The 20,555-nt window shown below is 39.3% G+C and carries 15 protein-coding genes; 5 read left to right on the forward strand and 10 right to left on the reverse strand.

Annotation, left to right across the window (positions count from 1 at the left end; genetic code table 11):
- Positions 1–5: 5 nt before the first annotated feature.
- Together nirB and I9192_RS14385 are read right to left on the reverse strand one after the other, a co-directional pair.
- Entirely contained in the window at positions 6–2,552 is a 2,547-nt protein-coding gene (gene nirB / locus I9192_RS14380) for a nitrite reductase large subunit NirB (protein ID WP_005032535.1), read from the reverse strand.
- 46 nt (positions 2,553–2,598) lie between these two features.
- The gene (locus tag I9192_RS14385; protein ID WP_005032536.1) at positions 2,599–3,978 is read right to left on the reverse strand and encodes an MFS transporter; all 1,380 of its coding nucleotides are present in this window, start codon (positions 3,976–3,978) and stop codon (positions 2,599–2,601) included.
- A gap of 450 nt (positions 3,979–4,428) precedes the next feature.
- Here I9192_RS14385 and I9192_RS14390 point away from each other — a divergent pair, with 450 nt between their 5' ends.
- Positions 4,429–5,016 (forward strand): ANTAR domain-containing response regulator, encoded by a 588-nt coding sequence (locus tag I9192_RS14390; RefSeq protein ID WP_005032538.1) that lies wholly within the window; start codon positions 4,429–4,431, stop codon positions 5,014–5,016.
- Positions 5,017–5,019: 3 nt separating this feature from the next.
- A complete protein-coding gene (locus I9192_RS14395; protein ID WP_005032540.1) occupies positions 5,020–6,009 on the forward strand; it encodes an ABC transporter substrate-binding protein in 990 nt (329 codons plus the stop codon).
- Positions 6,010–6,186: 177 nt separating this feature from the next.
- On the opposite strand, the gene I9192_RS14400 is transcribed toward I9192_RS14395, so the two are convergent.
- Positions 6,187–8,289 (reverse strand): TonB-dependent siderophore receptor, encoded by a 2,103-nt coding sequence (locus tag I9192_RS14400; RefSeq protein ID WP_005032542.1) that lies wholly within the window; start codon positions 8,287–8,289, stop codon positions 6,187–6,189.
- Positions 8,290–8,899: 610 nt separating this feature from the next.
- Here I9192_RS14400 and I9192_RS14405 point away from each other — a divergent pair.
- On the forward strand, positions 8,900–9,397 hold the full coding sequence (locus I9192_RS14405; RefSeq protein ID WP_010590981.1) for a MarR family winged helix-turn-helix transcriptional regulator: 498 nt from the start codon (positions 8,900–8,902) through the stop codon (positions 9,395–9,397).
- A 62-nt stretch (positions 9,398–9,459) separates the two neighbouring features.
- Positions 9,460–9,801 carry a DUF6616 family protein gene (locus I9192_RS14410; protein WP_005032546.1) on the forward strand — a complete coding sequence of 114 codons (342 nt, stop codon included), beginning with the start codon at positions 9,460–9,462 and terminating at the stop codon, positions 9,799–9,801.
- 171 nt (positions 9,802–9,972) lie between these two features.
- Here I9192_RS14410 and I9192_RS14415 read toward each other — a convergent pair whose 3' ends face one another.
- The 3 genes from I9192_RS14415 to I9192_RS14425 all read right to left on the reverse strand — a co-directional run bounded on the left by I9192_RS14415 (position 9,973) and on the right by I9192_RS14425 (position 14,522).
- Positions 9,973–11,364, reverse strand: a complete 1,392-nt coding sequence (locus I9192_RS14415; protein WP_005032548.1) for an amino acid permease — start codon at positions 11,362–11,364, stop codon at positions 9,973–9,975.
- Between the two features lie 164 nt (positions 11,365–11,528).
- Complete coding sequence (locus tag I9192_RS14420) at positions 11,529–13,094, reverse strand: CoA-acylating methylmalonate-semialdehyde dehydrogenase (protein WP_010590982.1); 1,566 nt, start codon at positions 13,092–13,094, stop codon at positions 11,529–11,531.
- Positions 13,095–13,145: 51 nt separating this feature from the next.
- Entirely contained in the window at positions 13,146–14,522 is a 1,377-nt protein-coding gene (locus I9192_RS14425; protein WP_005032552.1) for an aspartate aminotransferase family protein, read from the reverse strand.
- 102 nt (positions 14,523–14,624) lie between these two features.
- Here I9192_RS14425 and I9192_RS14430 point away from each other — a divergent pair, with 102 nt between their 5' ends.
- A complete protein-coding gene (locus I9192_RS14430; protein ID WP_005032554.1) occupies positions 14,625–15,545 on the forward strand; it encodes a LysR family transcriptional regulator in 921 nt (306 codons plus the stop codon).
- 125 nt (positions 15,546–15,670) lie between these two features.
- On the opposite strand, the gene I9192_RS14435 is transcribed toward I9192_RS14430, so the two are convergent.
- The 4 genes from I9192_RS14435 to I9192_RS14450 form a co-directional block, all read right to left on the reverse strand.
- On the reverse strand, positions 15,671–15,976 hold the full coding sequence (locus I9192_RS14435) for a hypothetical protein (RefSeq protein ID WP_004829019.1): 306 nt from the start codon (positions 15,974–15,976) through the stop codon (positions 15,671–15,673).
- A gap of 116 nt (positions 15,977–16,092) precedes the next feature.
- Complete coding sequence (locus tag I9192_RS14440) at positions 16,093–17,103, reverse strand: fimbrial protein (RefSeq protein ID WP_005032557.1); 1,011 nt, start codon at positions 17,101–17,103, stop codon at positions 16,093–16,095.
- Entirely contained in the window at positions 17,100–19,673 is a 2,574-nt protein-coding gene (locus tag I9192_RS14445; protein WP_005032558.1) for a fimbria/pilus outer membrane usher protein, read from the reverse strand. The genes I9192_RS14440 and I9192_RS14445 overlap by 4 nt, the downstream gene beginning before the upstream one ends.
- Positions 19,674–19,811: 138 nt before the next feature.
- Positions 19,812–20,543 carry a fimbrial biogenesis chaperone gene (locus tag I9192_RS14450; protein WP_004829024.1) on the reverse strand — a complete coding sequence of 244 codons (732 nt, stop codon included), beginning with the start codon at positions 20,541–20,543 and terminating at the stop codon, positions 19,812–19,814.
- Positions 20,544–20,555: the final 12 nt, after the last annotated feature.

Consider the following 20,555-nt stretch of genomic DNA (forward strand, 5'->3'; position numbering starts at 1 on the left):
TATCTTTAAGCTTCAACTACAGCAATACGACTAAGATCTCGTTCCGCTTGTGTTTTAGGGCGAATTTGTCCACGAACCTCTGCAAATTGGATATGTGGGTCTTGTTGTTGTTGCGACTTGGCATTGATAAATGTCACAAAACGCTTACGAACTTCAGGATCTTCAATTGCAGTGCGCCATTCATCTTGATAAGTTCCAACCACATGACTCATACGGCGCTCTAATTCTGTCGCGATGCCTAAAGAATCATGTATCACCACATCTTTTAGATAATCCAAACCACCTTCCATATTGTCACGCCACACTGAAGTACGTTGTAAACGATCGGCTGTTTGGATATAGAACATAAAGAATCGGTCAATGTATTGAATTAAAGTTTGCGTATCTAAATCTGAAGCCAGTAATTCAGCGTGACGTGGTTTCATTCCACCATTCCCACAGACGTAGAGGTTCCAACCTTTTTCAGTTGCAATCACTCCCACATCTTTACTTTGTGCTTCTGCACATTCACGGGTACAGCCTGAAACCGCCATTTTTAATTTATGTGGTGAACGTAAGCCTTTGTAGCGGTTCTCAAGAAAAATTGCTAAACCTACAGAATCATCCACACCATAGCGGCACCATGTACTGCCTACACATGACTTTACTGTTCGTAATGACTTTCCATAGGCATGTCCAGACTCAAAACCTGCATCAATTAGTTTTTGCCAAATTTCAGGTAATTGATGCACTTGCGCACCAAACATATCAACACGTTGTCCACCTGTAAGTTTGGTATATAAACCATATTCTTTAGCAATTTGACCTATGGCAATTAAACCATCTGGCGTTACTTCACCACCTGCCATACGTGGTACGACAGAATAAGAGCCGTCTTTTTGGATATTGCCCAGATAATAGTCATTGCTGTCTTGCAGTCCAGCATGATTTGCTTTCAATACAAAATCATTCCAGCATGAGGCTAAAATATTGGCGACTGTTGGTTTACAAATATCACAGCCCAAACCATGTCCATGCTGTTGAATCAAATCATCAAAGCTTTTAATTTCATTGACCCGAACCAAGTGATACAGCTCTTGACGAGAGTAAGCAAAATGCTCACAAAGATGGTTATTGACTGTGACGCCTTGACGCTGTAACTCTGATTTTAAAACTTGTGTAACTAAAGGTGCGCAGCCACCACATGCCGTTGCAGCTTTGGTGCATTTTTTCAACGCACCTAATGAAGTCGAACCATCAGCGATTGCTTGACATATATCTGCCTTAGATACGTTATTACACGAACAAATAGTGGCACTATCAGGCAATAGATCGACTCCACTCCCACCTGCTTTAGCAGCAGACTGAGCATATCCCGGCATGATTAAACTTTCTGGATTTTCTGGAACAGCCAAGCCATTCAACATCATTTGCAATAAATCATTATATTCTTTGGCGCAGCCCACCAGTACCGCACCTAATAATTGTGTTTTCTCAGCATTGACGACGATTTTTTTATAAACCATCGCATCTTCATCTGCATAGAAGTAGCTTAAAGCACTCGGTGTCATGGCATGCGCATCGCCTACGGATGCAACATCTACTCCCATCAGTTTTAACTTGGTGCTCATGTCTGCGCCAGCAAAGGCACCACAACTTTGTTGCATCACGTGTTTGGCTGCAATACGTGCCATATCATAACCAGGCGCAACCAAACCATAAATTTTGTTATTCCATAATGCACATTCACCAATCGCATAAATGTCCGGATCGGAACTTTGGCAATAGTCATTAATCACAATACCGCCACGTTCCCCCAACACTAAACCACTTTGACGGGCTAATTCGTCACGTGGGCGAATTCCTGCTGAGAATAAAATAATGTCTGTTTCTAGTTCAGAGCCATCACCAAATTTCATCAAGTGCGTGCTGTTTTGACCTGCTTCAATCGCAGAAGTGGCTTTTTGGGTATGCACTTTTACACCCAGGTTTTCGATTTTTGCCCGTAAGACCTTACCGCCTAAATCATCAATTTGAACAGCCATGAGACGAGGTGCAAACTCAACCACATGCGTTTCAAGGTCTAAATCTCTTAAAGCTTTTGCTGCTTCAAGACCAAGCAAACCACCACCAATAACAACACCTGATTTGGCATTTAAACTCGCTGCTCGAATTGCATCCAAGTCATCAATGGTTCGATAGACAAAACAGTTTTCGCGTTCATTTCCCGGAATAGGTGGGACAAATGCATAAGAACCTGTGGCAAGTACCAATTTATCATAGGCAATGACATCTCCCTGATTGGTGGTGATACGTTTATTAACTGTATCAATTGCGATGGCTTTGGTACTTAAACGAAGATCTATGCCATAAGCATCAGCAAAGTCTGTGCGACAAAGGGTTAAATCTTTTGCTGATTTTCCAGTGAAATATTCTGTTAAATGCACCCGATCATAAGCGAGGCGTGGTTCTTCTGCCAAAATCGTAATTTCAATTTCATCACCCGCATGTTCCAACACAGATTCAATAAATTTGTGCCCAACCATTCCATGACCAATCATGACAAGTTTCATCTTCATTCTCCTCAATTCACTTTTGCTTTTGTTATTTGTGATTCAATTAAGCCGCACTGTTGTGTTTTATACTTGTGGTCGCATTTTGTTCCATGCTATTGCGTTCAAGTACAGCGGCTTCAAATAACTTTTGCTCTTTCTCTTTATGTTCAACTGAGAAGCGGATCATCAACACACAACTTGCAGCGATCACCACTAAACCGCCCAATACCATCAATGTGGTTTGAATATCCAACATGCCTTTTAATAAAAAACCCGCTGCGACTGCGCCCACATTTCCACCAGCACCAATGATTCCAGCAACACCACCCAATGCATCACGATCGATAAATGGCACCAGTGCATAGGTTGCACCACAAGCCATATGGGTAAATAAAGCAAATACTGTCATTGCAAGGATCGCTAAAATCGCTGTATTCATTTGTGAAAACACGATGAGAAAAACACCTTCCATCAAGATCATGGCGAACAGCACTTTCGTACGCCCGTCTAAACCTTTCTTGGTCGCAACTTTGTCTGAAACAATGCCACCGAAGGCACGTGCAAAGAGTGCCAATAAACCAAAAATACCTGCCGCCATTCCTGCTTCTTTTAAACCAAATTTAAAATGGTCTACGTAATACATTGCGACAATGTTATGAATGAAAATTTCTATCCCAAAGCATGCTGCATAAGCACCAAATAAGATCCACACTCGATAGTTTTTTGCAGCATGTATTAAAATCGCCATACCGCCTTTCTTATCACTGCCAACCTGTAGCCCTTGTGCACGGAGTTCTTTAAAATTCCCTTGTGGTGCATCTTGCGTGAACTTCCAGTACATCGCCCCAACAATCAGCATCAGCACACCCGGTACAATCAGTGCAACTCTCCACCCCATCGCTTGCTCTACACCAAACATGACCAATGCAGCGAGCATCAACGGCATCAATGCTTGAGTTGCACCACCACCTGCATTTCCCCAACCTGCAGTTGTTGCATTTGCTGTACCTACGACATTTGGGGCAAACATGATACTGGTGTGGTATTGCGTGATGACAAAACTGGCACCTATAGCACCAATCAATAATCGAAAGAATAAAAAGGACTCATAACTATTTGCAGAAGCTACACCAAAAACTGGAATACTGCCGATAATCAACAGTGCCGTATATGTTTTACGTGGACCGTATTTATCACATAAGGGTCCAACGATCAGACGGACTAAAATAGTGATGGCAACAGCAGCAATATTGATATTGGCGATTTGATCTTTGGTTAAATGAAATTCACCCGCAATCACAGGCATTAAAGGTGCACAGGCAAACCATGCAAAAAAACAGACAAAAAAAGCGAGCCAACTCATATGGAAGGCCCGCATTGCTGCGCTGCTGAAACTAAACAGATTAATTTTTATTGCTTTTTTAGCATCTAAATTTGAAGACATAGCTTCGATCTCCTGAACTGAACGCATATAAGTTGCTGTTATGCACAAGGCATATCAGTAACGATCAGAACGGACGTCGTTGGCCGTCTTGCAAATTTTGAAAGTCTTCTTTGACTTACCCATGTACAAGCATAGTTCGTGCCAATATTTTTAAACCACTGTTTTTAAATTTAATTTCATTCCTTTAGGTTTTATTAAATAAAAATAATCATGACTTCAGAATTAAAATATAAAGACCTAAACACTGATCTCCCCTTTATATTCGCTACACATGCATGTTTAGAATGCAATTTGCTTCAATAGAGTGCATTTTATTTTTCCCTTTTTCCAATTCATCATCCACAAACCAATCCATCATCCATAAACAAGTCAGAGTGCTGTAAAAGAATTGGCATCTTAATTGCTTATCATTGAGTCAATCTTTATGTCTAGACACACTCAAGTCGTTGCATGTCAAAATTAAAAATTGCACTCATTGATGATGATATAGAACGCGCATCTTTTATCAGATCATCGTTAATCGAACATGGCTTCGAGGTTGTTGCTTGCCTAATGATTGACCATTTAAATAGTACAGACTTACAACAGTTACATGCTGATGTAATTTTGCTCGATATGGATCATCCTCATCGTGACATCATCGAAAGTTGCGTCAGTCAGTTTGATTTACCGACTGTTTTATTTACCAAAAATTCGCAAAAAGACACCATAAAAAGTGCCATTGAAGCAGGTGTAACTGCCTACATCGTGGATGGAATCGATCCTGAAAAATTAGAAAGTATCTTAGAGATATCAATCGAACAATTTAAAAAACACAAAAAATTGCTCAAAGATTTAAACGAGACCAAATGCAAACTTGCAGACCGTAAAGACATTGAAAAAGCTAAAGTGATGTTGATGCACATGCATCAAATCGAAGAGGAAAAAGCATTCAGTTTATTGCGTAAAAATGCCATGAGTCATCGTATGACAATGGGCGAAATGGCGCGAAAATTAATTGAAGCACAGGCTTTGCTTCAATCACAATTTAAGGAATAACCTATGCAAACACTTGAAAAAATTAATATTCAATTAGGTTATATCCCATTATTGGACTGTACTGCAATCCTTTGGGCACAGCATCAAGGCTATTTCACGGCACAAGGTTTAAATGTCACATTGGTCAAAGAGCCATCTTGGGCAAGTCTGCGTGACCGTTTGGCTTTTGGTCTTTTAGATGTAGCACATTGTTTATCGGCAATGCTTCCAGCCGCTGCTACAGGCAATGATCAATTGGGAATTCCTTTACAAAGCACATTAGTACTCAGCACCAATCGCGCATTTATCAGTCTCAGTCAAAAGCTCTGTTATGATTTAGACATCTCTGCTCAAGACACACCACAACAGTCCGCAAGCAAAATTGTTGACTCAATCAAACAAGGTCATCAAATCAAATTGGCGCATGTATTTAAACAGTCTATTCACCACTATTGCTTAAGAGAATGGTTAGCTTTGGCAGATTTAGACACTGCAAAAACACATCAATTGTTAACACTACCCCCACCTTATATGGTTGATGCCATTTCAACTCAACTGATTGATGGCTTTTGTGTTGGTGAGCCTTGGAATATTCAAGCACAAATTCAAGGTCATGGTCTGGTCATTGCGGAAAGCAAGCAAATTATTCCTGAAGTTGCAGACAAAGTTTTAGCAACGACGCAAGAATGGGCACAAACACATCCTCATACGTTACATGCACTTGAAGTTGCCATTCAACAAGCACAACAAGACTTGAGATCACTTGAATCCCTTCAACAAGTCTGGCAAATGTTAGAACACAGTGAAATTATACGTTTTAATTGTTCTGATTTGATTCATACCCAAGCCTTTTATAAGATTCAAAATATTATTCGATCTTTTGGAATGCAAAATGCACCCAAAGCTGAAGATTTTGAATGGATATTGCAACAGATGTGTGCGTGGGAAAATTTAAAATTGGATCAATCACAAATTAAAGCAATTGCTGTTCAATGTGTAGGAAAAGTATCTTAAATTGCTAGATCAATGACCTCGTGAAATACACAAGTTTTTTATATATGTATGCATATGAGGCTTATTTAACCTATCACCCATAAGGATAAATACAATTATTTGTTCTCGCCCCCTGAACATTCACAAAATTCTTTCAGCACGAGACTTTAAAATGAAACTCATGCTGAGAGGAATGGATTAATACTTAAACTTCACATTTAAGCGCACCATCATTGGATCACCCCAATTGACCAATTGAGCATTCGGTGTCGTTCCAGCTAGATATTCTCGATCAAATAAGTTTTTAATACTCAGCCCTACACCCCAATTTTTAGCCTCATATCCTGCATTGACATCAAATAATGCATAACTTGGTAGATAGACGAAGTCAGCATTACGTTGTGCAGTTCGAGAACCTTGATAACGAATGCCAGCACCAATATTCCAACCTAATTTATCTGGACTAAAATAATATTGAGTTGACAATGAACTGGCATTTTTAGGCACATAGTTACTACGCTTACCAATGTCGCTGCTGATCACACTTTCAGTCACTTTTGCCGTTGGGATATAACTGTAATTCGCTGAAATATTCCATTGATTGGTGATTGCTGCTGCTATTTCAGCTTCAAACCCTTTAGTGACTTGTTCACCTGTTTGAATCGAAAAATTTCCAGAAGCATCTGTTTCTGTGACATTTCTGCGAGTTAAATCATAATAGGCTACATAACCTTGTAAACGCTGATCAAGTGCTTGTAATTTAACCCCAACCTCGGCTTGTTTACCCTTTTCAGGATTCAATAATTGTCCATTTTCTCCTGCATCGGTCACAGGCATAAATGAAGTAGAGTAGCTGATGTAAGGTGCAAACATATCATTAATGCGGTACATCACTGAACCACTACCAGTAAATGCACGATCTGAGTTCTTAGTGCTGGTATTTTTTAAAACATTATCAATTTCGATTTGTGTCCAATCATGACGACCTGATAGCCCGATAATCCAATGATCATCCACCTTAATGGTATTGCGGAGATAGAGCCCTGCGTACTGACTATAAGTCAATGCTTGAGTTGGTGTACCTAATTTTGTGCTGGTGATTCCATAGACAGGACGATCTGCATTAAAAGCATTAATGGTATCTGTTCGACGTGCATAATCACTTCGTTCACGCATCATATCGCCCCCAACCATCACATCATAATTGACCTTTCCAAGATCAAAATTACGTTGCAAATTGTTGTCTAAGGTATAGTTCAAGTCCTGTTTATCTTGGTTGTTAATTGCACGTTTTATTGTCGGTAATGTATTGCTTCCTGATGCCAATATCGGATTGCCCTGTGTATCTGTTTTAGTGATGGCAAAGTTCTGTTTAAACACCCAGTCATTGTCAAAATAATGGGCATAATTTGCACCGAGACGATAAACATCAACATCATAACCATGATCAAGTTCACCAAAAAATAGGCTTGATGGATAGTTTTTATAATTGCCTTTGCTATATGGAATGCCTTGTTGACGAATATATTCACGATGTTGATAACTGGCAATGACAGAAAGATCGTTTTTATCACCTAAATCAAAATTGTAAGATGGTGCGATATATTGATTTTTAAAATAAACGTGATCAGTAGGGTCATCCTGATCAGATACTCGTCCGACAACTCGAAAAGCACCTTTTGCACTATTACTGGGTGCATAGTTAAGATCAAATGTTCCTTCTTTTAAACCATAACTTCCATAACTCAGTGTACCTTTATAGGCTGTTTCAGCTTGTGGACGCTTAGTCGTTAAATTTACCAGTCCTCCAGGCAAGGCAAGTCCAAAGCCCACGGAAGTTGGTCCTTTGACTACTTCGATGGATTCTAAACCCGAAATATCTTCAGCACGCAAAACATTATCAGATGCCTGTATCCGTAGACCATCAATAAAAGTTTGCGAACTTGAAATCTGCCCACGAATAATAAAGTCATCCCACCCACGGCGACCATATTGTCCTGACGTGACCCCTGCCACACCTTCCAAGGCTTCAGCAACAGTTTTCGCTTGCTTTTGTTCAATCTGTTGCTGACCGATTGCACTAATCGACTGAGCTGTTTCAAATAAAGGCGTATTCGATCTTAAAACAGCATTTGCTGTTTTTGCTGCATAAGGCTGCTGATTATTTTCTGCTTGAACCGTGATGGTGGGCAGTTTTTGAGTATCTGCATGCTGTTCAAGACCAACTTCAGTTTGTGCATAGGCAGTACTTGCCATGATGGCAAGTACAGAAAATGTCAGGGAGGATTTGTTAAATTGCATTAAACAACAGCCAAAAAAAATTTAATCGCAATTATAATCATTTTCATTTAAATTTCTAATAATTTTACATAAAAAACTGACTTTTAATATCGTTAAATTTAGCCCTTTAAATAAAATATAGAAATGCTAAGTTATTGACATATTCATAGTTATTCTTGAACTCAGGACATATATTGAATTGTATCTAACACCTACCGATGAGCTTAAAGATATGCTCACTCCAAGGTTTTCATTCTATTCTGCTCTAATTGATTTATAGTAATTGTAAAAAAATCTGTCAAATTTTCTAAGCTTTTAACTACTCTATCCATGATTGTTTTTGATCCACTTTAGCAAATATCTATATTGACTGATTTCTAGACTCCAAAAAAATAAAGATCAAAAAAGCAATCCAATCACCCACTTTTATTCAATCATCAAAATTTGATTATGAAAAATATCTTTATAAAAACTTAAAACACATCATTTTAAATTTATTCTTTAAATAAAAAATTCAACAATTTCATCAATATTTTTTGACTCAAATTTAACTAAAGCTTGACTCAATTAAGTTGACAATATTTGATATGACGCATATAGTTAGCCACCATACTATATGGCAGCTAACAAAATGAAGCTAGAACAAAAATACCGAGCCCTCTTGGATGAAGCGAGCAAACAAAACATTGCGAACCTTGAAAGTATAAAACTATGCTTTCAAACCCTTTCACTCGCATCTTTGATTGATCATGACTGTGCAATGCAACTCGCCCCACATGGTTTAACCGAAGGTCGTTTTATCGTTCTATTCTTATTAGATGCATCACCTCAAGGTTTAGCTCCAAAAGATATTGCTGATAAAGCAGGTATTACGCGTGCAACAGTGACTGGTTTGTTGGATGGATTAGAACGGGATGAACTCATCATACGTCATGCTGACCATGATGACCGACGTGCTTTAAAGATTCATCTGACCAAGCAAGGCAAACAAACAGCGAAAACTGTGTTTGGACAACATAGTCGTTGGATTGCACAGATTTTTGGCAACTTAACGATACAAGAACGCATACAGCTCACTGCGCTTTTGGAAAAAGTGAGTCAAAACCTGATTCATGAAAAAGAAGCTTAAAACATCAAAATCAAATCACGCACAATTAAAATTTTAAAACCACCGAAGAAAGGAAAAATTATATGTATCATTATCTCGTTGAATTATATACACCAAATACCACTTGGCAGACACTTCCAAATGAACAACGAATGGAATATCTGAGTAAAGTTGGCGAGGCTTTAGGAAACTTATCAAGTATGGGGGTTGAAGTTTTGACTCTAACGGAAACCATTTCTCCAATTGACCAAAGTACAGCTCATCAATATTTAGGAATTTGGCGTTTTTCCAATTCACAAGCGCGCGAAGCACTCCTTGATGGTATTCGTGCCAGTGGTTGGTATCAATATTTTGACCATGTGAATGCTGCAGGTGCTGAAGCAAATTTCCCTCAACATATTCAAGCTTTGGTCAATGGTGGGTAGAAACACTCAAGAATATCCCTACAATTGATTGAACGAATCAAATTATTTTTTAAATAAAATTTATCCACTTTATCAGCCAACGAATAGAGGCTTCAAAGTGGATAAATTCTGACAGCTTGATCAACTCAATTTAGCAATGTTTGATCTTTTGACCAAACTGGAGCAAAGTCTCTAATCTACTTGTACGACTACTCTTTTGGTTGTTTTATTCTTACGGGTCACCAGTACACCACATATCACTACGATAGAAGTTACACCCAAGGACAAGGTTGTTTCATAACTATACTGTGGTGATAAAAACATATAAGACAACACACTCATGATGATGGCAATTACAAACCAAGTCAGCCAAGGGAACATCCACATTTTAAAGCTAATCTGCGCACCCCTTTTTTCCAACTGATGTCGTGAACGCAATTGCGAAACAGCGATCACCAAGTAAACCACCAAAGCAATAGAGCCTGTAGTTGACAGTAAGAAGCCAAAAACCTGCCCTGGGAACATATAATTCACAGCACAACAAATCAAGCCAATAAAAGTCGAAGCAAATACAGCAATCGTCGGTACACCTGAACCATTAATTTGAGTAACCAGTCTTGGTGCTTCTTGGCGTGCTCCCAAAGCAAACAGCATTCGTGAAGAAGTATAAACCGCCGCATTCATACAGCTCGCAACCGCAATGAATACCACCATATCCATAATCAATTTAGTTTGAGGGACATTTAGGCTCACTAATACATACTGAAATGTACCTAACTTTTGTAAGTCGGGTGAACGCCAATCGACCAAAGCAACAGCAAGAAAGATTGAGACAACAAAGAACAAGATAATGCGATAAAGCACTAAATTGGTCGCGCGTTTAATTTTTTCCTGAGGATTTTTTGATTCGGCTGCTGCGATAGAGAGGATTTCAATACCAAAAAATGAAAATGCAGATATTAAGATCGCTGACAACACACCGCCCATGCCATGAGGCATAAATCCACCATTGGAAAATAAATTTCCCACACCACTTACATCTCGAGCCAAAGGCCAAAGTCCAAATACTGCTGTTGCACCAATCACAATAAACAACAAGATCGCAATCACTTTGATTAAAGCAAACCAGAACTCAAACTCGCCAAAACTTTTTGTGCTAAAGAAGTTGGCAAGACTCAGTAAAATAATAAATGCAAAAGCATAAATCGCACTGGAGACTTGTGGAAACCAAGCATGTAAAATTTCAGCACCTGCAATCGCTTCAATCGGGATCACCAAGACCCAAAACCACCAATACAACCATCCAACGGTAAAGCCTGCCCAAGGACCAATCGCTTTACGTGCATAGGTAGAAAAAGAACCTGTATCGGGTTGTGCAACAGCCATTTCTCCAAGCATGCGCATCACTAAAAAAACGATCACACTGGTAATAATATAAGCAAGTACAGCAGCAGGACCCGCCTTTGCAATTGCAGCAGAAGAACCAACAAATAAACCTGCACCAATTACACCACCGATACTAATCATCGTGATATGTCGGTTGGAAAGTCCTTCACCTAGTTTTGTTGTTTTTGCACTATTCATATTTTTTTCCTTAAAATAATCAGCAGCAGTTTCCATTTAAAATCTGAGCTTTGTCACAACGCTCTGAAAAATGGTCATGCTTTTATAAAACTGTGAATTACATTTTTAAATTCCTATTAAAAATAAAGAGAGAAAACCAAGGATTTTCTCTCTGGATCGCAACGCTAATTTAAAGTTGGCATTGCAAATTGTTTGCACTCACGGATTTGAGCTGAGGGCCAACGTTGGGTAATGGTCTTGCGACGCGTATAAAAACGCACACCATCTGGACCATAAGCATATAAGTCACCAAACAATGAACGCTTCCAACCACCAAAACTATGGTAGGCGACTGGTACAGGCAATGGTACATTTACGCCCACCATACCTACTTGAACATGGCTGGTAAAATAACGTGCGGCCTCTCCATCACGTGTATAGATACAAGTTCCATTTCCATACTCATGCTCATTAATCAATTGCATCGCCTCTTGCATGGTTGCTACGCGGATCACCTGTAAAACAGGACCAAAAATTTCCTGTTGATAGCTGACCATTTCTGATGAGACTTGATCAATCAAAGTAGGACCAACAAAAAAACCTGTTTCATAACCTAATGGCTTCGCATTGCGTCCATCCACAACAATTTTAGCACCTTGTTGTTCAGCACTTTGGATAAAAGCTTCTACTTTCTCTTTATGTGCTTGTGTAATGAGCGGTCCAAAGTCATTTTGCTCATCGGCGTAGTGCCCATACTTTAACTGTTGCATTTCCAGTTTGAGTTTTTCGATCACAAGATCGGCAACCTCATCACCGATTGCCACGGCGACAGACAATGCCATACAGCGCTCACCAGATGAGCCAAAAGCAGCACCCAACAATGAGTTGACTACATTATCAATATCCGCATCGGGCATGATAATGGCATGATTTTTTGCACCGCCTAATGCCTGACAACGTTTGCCTGTTGAGGTTGCTGTACGATAAATATATTCAGCGATCGGGGTAGAACCAACAAAACTCATGGCTTGTACTTTTGGATGATGGAGCAAAGCATCGACTGCTTCTTTATCACCATTGACCACATTGAACACACCATCTGGTAAACCCGCTTGTTTCAACAATTCAGCTAAATATAGGGCTGCTGATGGAGTCTTTTCTGAGGGTTTCAGGATAAAGCAGTTGCCGCAGACAATTGCCATTGGAAACATCCACAGTGGCACCATCGCAGGGAAATTGAATGGGGTAATTCCAGCAACCACACCTAAAGGTTGAAATTCGCTCCATGAATCAATATCTGGACCGACATTTTTTGAAAATTCACCTTTTAAAAATTCAGGTGCTCCACAAGCATATTCAACATTTTCAATGCCACGTTGCAATTCACCTTTGGCATCATGACAAATTTTGCCATGTTCCTGTCCAATTAATTCACAGAGTTTATCTGCGTTTTCTTCAAGTAATTGTTTAAACTTAAACATTACTCGCGCTCGCTTAATCACAGGTGTATCACGCCATTCCGGGAATGCTTGTTGCGCAAGCTCAACGACTTGATTGACCAGTGCAGTATCAGCAAGTGCCACCTGTTTGCTAACCTGACCTGTTGCTGGATGATACACAGCTTGTTTTCTGGTGGTCTTAGCAACCAGACCACCTTGAATAAAATGTCCAACGACATCAACCGTTTCGATTGTTTCTGTAAAACCTGTATCTGATGATGCTGGACTAAAATTTTCTAAATTATTCATCACTTTTCCTTGTCTACCGTCATTTTCCATGAGCTTTGATTTCATCTACAAAACTTATTTCACTTGGTATAAGGTATCTCCAACAGCATTCATTAATCGAGATAGCTGTGCTTCGGTACTGTTAAACATCGGTCCAAATTGAATGGTGTCACCACCAAAGCGAACATAAAAGCCTGCTTTCCACAACTTCATTCCTATTTCAAAGCCACGAATTGTCGCATCTCCATCACGAGGGGCTAATTGTAAGGCACCGATTAATCCACAGTTACGAATATCAAGAATATGAGGTGCACCTTTTAATTCATGAATCAGTTTTTCAAAACTTGGGGCTAAAAGTGCAGACTGAGAAATTAAATTTTCTTTTTCAAGTACATCCAAGGTTGCTAATGCTGCTGCACACGCGACTGGATGCGCTGAATAGGTATAGCCGTGGGTAAATTCAACCGCATGTTCAGGCAGATCTTGTTGCATAAAGGCATCATAGATTTCATGGCTCGCCACCACGCCACCTAAAGGAATTGCACCATTGGTAATTTGTTTAGCAAAGGTCAATATATCTGGGCTCACCCCAAAATATTCCGACGCAGTCCATTTTCCGATACGTCCGAAACCCGTAATGACTTCATCGAAAATAAGTAAAATATCATGTTGATCACAGATTTCTCTTAGGCGTTGTAGATACCCTGTAGGTGGCACAATACAGCCTGCCGAGCCAGACACTGGTTCTACAATCACTGCTGCAATATTAGAAGCATCATGCAACTCAATCAGCTTGAGCAATTCATCCGCCAACGCTACGCCACCAGTTTCTGCACAGCCTTTGGTGAAGCTCAAATGGGATTGTAAAGTATGAGGCAAATGATCAACATCCATCAATTGCCCAAACATTTTGCGGTTCCCACCAATGCCACCTAAACTGGTACCTGCAACATTTACCCCATGATAACCACGTGCTCGACCAATCAATTTGGTCTTACTTGGTTTTCCTTGAATTCGCCAATACGCGCGTGCCATTTTGATCGCGGTATCTGCGGATTCTGAACCTGAATCCGTAAAGAAAACATGTTGTAGTTTTTCAGGCATATGCTGAATAATTTTTTCAGCCAATTGAAAAGCCAGAGGATGACCAAACTGGAACGCCGGTGAATAATCCAATTTCGCCAGTTGTTGACTGACTGCCTGTTGAATTTCAGTTCTCGTATGCCCTGCACCACAGGTCCATAAACCTGACAATGAGTCATAAATTTCACGCCCATGGCTATCAATTAAATACGATCCTTGTGCCCCAACGATCATACGTGGATCTTGATGAAAATTACGATTTGCAGAAAACGGCATCCAGTAAGCTTGATAGTTCAAATTCATCTGCGTATTGGATTGACTTGCTTCCGCTGCATAGTCACGGTCAGTTGATGTATCGATCTCAAACATAATCACTCTTCTTGTTTTAGGGTTATGTCTTGAGTGTACAAAGCGATATAGTTTTGATAAATTCAAATTATCTTGAGTTTAGATATAAAAAAGTAAAGCTAAATGAAACCGAAAAAATTAAACCAAGTGACTGATTTTGATATAAAGTTGCTTAAAATTTTTAAAACAGTATGTGATTGCCACAGCTTTACTGCTGCCGAAAGTATCCTTGGCATTAGCCGATCTGCGATTAGTTTACATATGAGTGATCTTGAAAATCGTTTAGGTATTCGGCTTTGCCAACGAGGGCGAGCGGGCTTTGCACTCACCGATGAAGGGCGTGAGGTTTTACAATACATTGAAATGTTGACCGCCTCGATTGAAGACTTTCGTGCCAAAATCAATCAAATGCACAATCAATTGAAAGGTGAATTCAACATTGGGATCATTAATAATCTGGTCACCATGCAAAGTGCTTATATCACCAAATCTTTGGCGCAACTCGCTGAAGAAAATTCAGAAGTGGTGATCAATATCAGCATGAGTACATTGTCCGATATCGAATGTCGTGTTTTAGATAACCGTTTACATGCAGGTGCCATCCCCTTGGTCAGTCCACTGTCAGGATTGGATTACTTTCATTTATATCAAGAAAACTCATTTTTATATTGTGGGGAAAATCATCCTTTATTCAACCACACAGGTAAAATCAACCCAAAAGACCTCAAGCAATGGAATACAGTGCTTCCAAACTATGCCATTAGCCCAGAAGCAATGAAGTTACATCAGTTATTAAACTGTTCTGCTACTGCAAGTGATCGAGAAGGAATCGCTTTTCTTATACTGACTGGTAAATTTATTGGTTTTTTACCCGATCACTATGCGAGAAAATGGGTCGTAGATGGCTTTATGAAACCTATTATGCAAAATGTTATGCATTATAGTACACCTATATGTCTTATTACACATAAAGGCAAAAATGTTAATATTATTTTAAAAACTTTTATGGATATTTTAAAAAGAATAGTTCCACCGATTCAATAATGTTTACTTCAACAAATATATTAAAAAGTGCTTTAAATATAATCTAATTAAAAACTAAACCATATTTAAAGCCAAACATAATATAAATATTAAAATAAACGTGATGCAATTAACATAATTTCTATTTAGTAATAATCCACAACCAATATTTTATGTAGATCACTTTCTAAATCTTCGATATTGAGGTGAACCATGCTATTGCCTTGCTTTTCAATCAAGCTGTTAAAGCTAAGGCTATCAACGTTTGCTTTGCTTTTAATCGCTTCAACAGTGCTATCAATCATTTTGCAATTTGAATTATTTGAATCTCTTTCACAGGTAAATTCTACTATATCCCCGTAAAACATGATCTCCTCAGCAGATGCATTTAAACTTAAAATCGATATACTAAATGTTATTAATAAAAAGGCTAATTTTTTAATTAACTCCATCTCAATCCCCTTTAAAGAAATGGTGTAGTTAATTAATTACATAACCTTATTATTAATACAAGATTATCCAGTGGATAAATAAAAAAATAATTGAAGTAAAATATGATTTACTTCAATTAATCATATTCAATTGTGACGGTTGCCATAGCTCGGACTTTTCCGGGGGTCACTTTGGTTGCTGTTTGATAGTAACGTGCAGTCATTGGAACATTGTATTGAATGTTGTCATTTGACTTTAAAGTACCCAATTCCAGCTTGTCATTTTTAGCAATTACACGATTGGCATTCTTATATTGAGACTGCAATTGTACGCCCACACCTGAAGCACTGGTTCCAGTAGCGTTAGTATTGGCAAGGACATTCTGCATGCTACTACTCACCGCATCATAATCAAAACTTAGGCTAATTTTATTGGTTTCTTCATAACCTGTTGGATTTTTACCGCCATTACATAAAATGTTCAGGTCAAATGCTTGTTCGCCTTGGGTAGAACCGACACCTTTGAAATCAGCTTTATTCACGGTTGGAAGGTTTACCGTTTTATTGATATTACCTAATATTTCACATGAAGACGAAGCAATGGTAATGGCATTGCCATAAACTGTACTGGTTAACCAAGGTGGGTTTGGGCGATCTGCTGAACGATAGCTACTATATGTACCCGGAACGAGTGCACCCGAGCCTGTAGAAGTTCCAGTTTTTACAATTTCAACAATAAAAAAACCTTCAGCCAAAACACGTCTACCCGTTGCAGTACGTCGGTAAGGATAATAATCAGCAAAACCTGGAGCTGACGGTGCTTCTCGATATAAACGGATACCAATACCATCAATATTGGTATTAAAAACAGAATTACCGATAGGGCTCAATGAATAATTTTGAGTATGAACTGCCTCAAGCGTACCAGAACTGCCACAACTATAGGTTGACCCATTCGGTTTGATTGGAAAGGAAGCTTTTTTCAAAACTTTGCCAACAGCATCGCTTGGTCGAACAACCACACGTCCTACTGCCATACTGACATCTACTGTTGAGAACCCTCGATCAGGTATACAAGCAGCATAAGCCCCTGAACTGACTGCTCCAGCTAAAAGCAGGAATACACTGTTTAAAACTTTATAGTTCATTGACACACACCTTCCGCCATGATCATGGTTTGCTTTTTGTCTGCTGCTTGCGCCGAAACATCATACTGAATGCGACATTGCTCATCGGCATTTTCGCCCCATTTAACCGTTACTGTATCTGCCGTGGTATTGGTTCTCAAGTAAACCATACTGCCCTGCGCAACCATACCGACATTTTCACCTTTTGTATCATATACTTCTGCTGCAAAAGGTAGCGTGTCACCATTCTCTTTCATACTGTGAATATAAATTGCCTTACCCAGTTTAGTCACAAAACTGACTTGTGAAATTGAACCTGCATAAGGAGCGATACGTTGGCTGGTACCATCCAACTCAACATCCGCAGACATACCTTCAGGGTCAAGTGTAATGTCATTTAAACGATAAGGTGTCACATATGGAATAACGGCATAACCTGATTTATTGATACTTAAACCCGTCGCATTATTGACTTTTGCACCTGCTGCTTCAGGAGCATAAACCAAGACCATGGTTTGACCTTGATCAGGTCCAAACAATACGCCTTGAGGATGTGCAACAATATTACCACGTGCTGTCAACATTGCTTGTTCATAACCATCAGCAACACTATAAGAACCACCTACAGTTGCATAGTTTGTACGATACTGTGCATTCAAGTTAGCACTTGGATTGTCGCCATAACGCGTCGATACAGACGTACCATAGTTAAAGCGATCACCAACCACACCACTCACACCCACTGTCGCATTATCTTGCGTCATGATTGAGTTTAAGTTGGCTGAGCTTTTCTTAAAGGACAATGGCAATGATAATGTCAGCATATACTCAGTATCATTACTGGTTACTTTTGTGGCTTTATTTTCGATATTACGATTGATCGCTGACAAGCCATAAGTCAAACCACGGTAAGAATTGCTATAACCGACCTGATATTGACGTGTCGTTTCTTGACGATTCCAATAATCTCCCCATGAACCTGTCACGTACATGTTCCCCCAGCCTTCTGGAAGTCCTTGATTTAACGTGATCTGAAATTCACTACGCTGTTTGCCAACATGCGTAGAACTAATGCCTTTCTTGTCTAAATCTTTAACTAAGATAGCATCACGTAACTTATAGAAGTTTTCAGTAGAGTATCGATAAGCCGCCAAAGTTAAATTGGTATCTGTAGGGGTAATCAACTTACTGTAGCTGATTCGGAAACTTTGCCCACTTTCACTTTTACGGCGCTCAAAATCAGCTTGAGAGTGTGTCACATCGAGTGCGACTGCACCAATCGGTGTAGCAAATGCACTTCCTAGTGTCACAGCTGAATAATCTTCAGAGAACTGTACACCACCATACGCTGTAATTGAGTTGTTGACCCCGCGTTGATATTTACCCTGTACGATAAATGGATCAAGGTCGATATCTTTATCACGGAATTGCCCCATTGAAACAGAATAACGGCTCATTCCCGGACGTAGCATTTGTACAACAGATGCATAAGGAATTGAATAACGCTGAACTTCACCATTGGCTTCTAAAATAGAAACCTCTAACTCACCACCAAAACCTGTAGGATAGAGGTCATTAATCTCAAAACTACCCGGCGCTACCGTCGTTTGATAAATAAGTTGACCTTGTTGACGTACTTCGACTTTTGCATTGGTTTTTGCATTGCCGCGAATACGTGGTGCATAACCAATCATGCTGTTTGGAAGCATACGGTCATCACTGGAGAAATCGACACCACGATAGCCGTATGAATCAAAGATTTCACCATCAGTGAAGCTTTCACCTAAGGTCAATACACCTCTGTATTGAGGAAACGCACGTTGAACATAGGTGCTGATCGCGTCATAACTTGATTTAGAAGTATGATCAACCGTTGTTCGATCTTGCCACTGCCATTGACCATTGTGACGAAATTGCCAACCCGCTAAATTTGCCCCAGCAGTTACTGAAGTAAAGGCATTGGTGGTTTCTTCACCCCCCTGCAATTTATTAAAAGTTTTGTAGGCACTGGCATTATATGAAAGAAATGCAGCATTAATGCCACGATCCCAAACACTTGGGTCAACATAGCCTTGTGCATTTTTTTGCATAGCCACTTGTGGAATAGAGATGTCAACACGTAAACGTGAGGTATCAAATTCATAAAACGAATCTTCTACCCACTGTTCAATTTTCTGACATCCAGTTGGATAAGTGCTTTCGCCTTTTTTTAATACTTCTGCTTTAACGCCATATTCTAAAAGTTGGCTTGAGTTAAAGCAGGTATAGGCATTTTGATTATTTTCAGTGGCTTTAAACACCATACGGTGTTTGCCAAACCAATTTCCATTGACATAAATATCGACATTGTAATCGCCAGGTAAAACAGGATTACCATATTTAAAACGATTAACATCAATCTTTTTAGCGTCGCCAATTAAAAAAGCCGAATCAAATTCTGCTTCTGCAGCAGTCGGAGACTGTTCTGTCCCGTCTAAGTCAGTTTCAGTTGCATTAACTAGAGCTGGAATGCTAAGTGTAATCACGCCACAAGCCACATAATAACGAATATGTCGCTTGATCCACTTATAGCTTTGTTCATTTTTTTGCATAAAGAAGTCTGCCTATTGACAAATGAATAGGTTTTTAATTCGCTTACTCTCAGTTAAATGGAATGATTAAAGGTGTTTCATCATTATTCAAAGGTGCTTTAAATGACGCATCACAGTGAAATTTAAAGCCTTGCCAATTTAAGGCAATTTAATATTGCGCTCTACACGACCACCATAATCATTGATTGTGGTGAAAGTCATTTTTGCGACATTCGAACCTTTTAAGTTCACAGTTCCATCAGAAAACGGTTTCAACATTAAACCTTCAGCAAGTAAATCAACGCGTTTACCTGACTGATCTTGCATAATCGAAGTCAAGGTAATATAAAATGGCGTCGGGTTTTTAATTGCCAACTGTGTCCCATTACTGCTCCATTGCAACTTTTCAGGTGCTAAAGCAGCATCTTCTTTAATTCCGCTCGGACGATAGAAAAACTTAATACGTGAACGAATCGCGAGTTGTAAAAAGTTCTCTGGCACAACATTTTGATCTTTAGCGGAAGGCTTCGGTGGAATATCCAAAATATTCAACCAAAACAACGTTTCTTGAGTTTTACTTAATTCATTTGCTTTAGGCATACTGCTAATACGTAAAGACTGTCCTTTTTTTGCTTCTACCCGTGAAATTGGTGGTGCAATCATAAAAGGTGCTTTTGATTGATCAGGTGTAGATTTAGCATCACCCTCATCAATCCATGCTTGAACCAATGCAGGATTATTTCCGTTATTACTCACTTGTAAGGTAATTTCACGTGAATCAGATGGATAAATCACACGTGTACCATGAATAATGATTTCAGCATTTGCTGCACCAAACGGAATTAAAAGTGCCAGTAAACCTTTTTTAAAAAAGGAATGATTCAAGAACATAACGATTATCTC

It is taken from the genome of Acinetobacter bereziniae, assembly GCF_016576965.1.
Taxonomy (GTDB): domain Bacteria; phylum Pseudomonadota; class Gammaproteobacteria; order Pseudomonadales; family Moraxellaceae; genus Acinetobacter; species Acinetobacter bereziniae.

Bases quoted from the DNA above. Each gene is read 5' to 3' on its own strand.
- nirB (WP_005032535.1), bottom strand. From the start codon at position 2,552: ATGAAACTTGTCATGATTGGTCATGGAATGGTTGGGCACAAATTTATT.
- I9192_RS14385 (WP_005032536.1), bottom strand. From the start codon at position 3,978: ATGTCTTCAAATTTAGATGCTAAAAAAGCAATAAAAATTAATCTGTTT.
- I9192_RS14390 (WP_005032538.1), top strand. From the start codon at position 4,429: ATGTCAAAATTAAAAATTGCACTCATTGATGATGATATAGAACGCGCA.
- I9192_RS14395 (WP_005032540.1), top strand. From the start codon at position 5,020: ATGCAAACACTTGAAAAAATTAATATTCAATTAGGTTATATCCCATTA.
- I9192_RS14400 (WP_005032542.1), bottom strand. From the start codon at position 8,289: ATGCAATTTAACAAATCCTCCCTGACATTTTCTGTACTTGCCATCATG.
- I9192_RS14405 (WP_010590981.1), top strand. From the start codon at position 8,900: ATGAAGCTAGAACAAAAATACCGAGCCCTCTTGGATGAAGCGAGCAAA.
- I9192_RS14410 (WP_005032546.1), top strand. From the start codon at position 9,460: ATGTATCATTATCTCGTTGAATTATATACACCAAATACCACTTGGCAG.
- I9192_RS14415 (WP_005032548.1), bottom strand. From the start codon at position 11,364: ATGAATAGTGCAAAAACAACAAAACTAGGTGAAGGACTTTCCAACCGA.
- I9192_RS14425 (WP_005032552.1), bottom strand. From the start codon at position 14,522: ATGTTTGAGATCGATACATCAACTGACCGTGACTATGCAGCGGAAGCA.
- I9192_RS14430 (WP_005032554.1), top strand. From the start codon at position 14,625: ATGAAACCGAAAAAATTAAACCAAGTGACTGATTTTGATATAAAGTTG.
- I9192_RS14435 (WP_004829019.1), bottom strand. From the start codon at position 15,976: ATGGAGTTAATTAAAAAATTAGCCTTTTTATTAATAACATTTAGTATA.
- I9192_RS14440 (WP_005032557.1), bottom strand. From the start codon at position 17,103: ATGAACTATAAAGTTTTAAACAGTGTATTCCTGCTTTTAGCTGGAGCA.
- I9192_RS14445 (WP_005032558.1), bottom strand. From the start codon at position 19,673: ATGCAAAAAAATGAACAAAGCTATAAGTGGATCAAGCGACATATTCGT.
- I9192_RS14450 (WP_004829024.1), bottom strand. From the start codon at position 20,543: ATGTTCTTGAATCATTCCTTTTTTAAAAAAGGTTTACTGGCACTTTTA.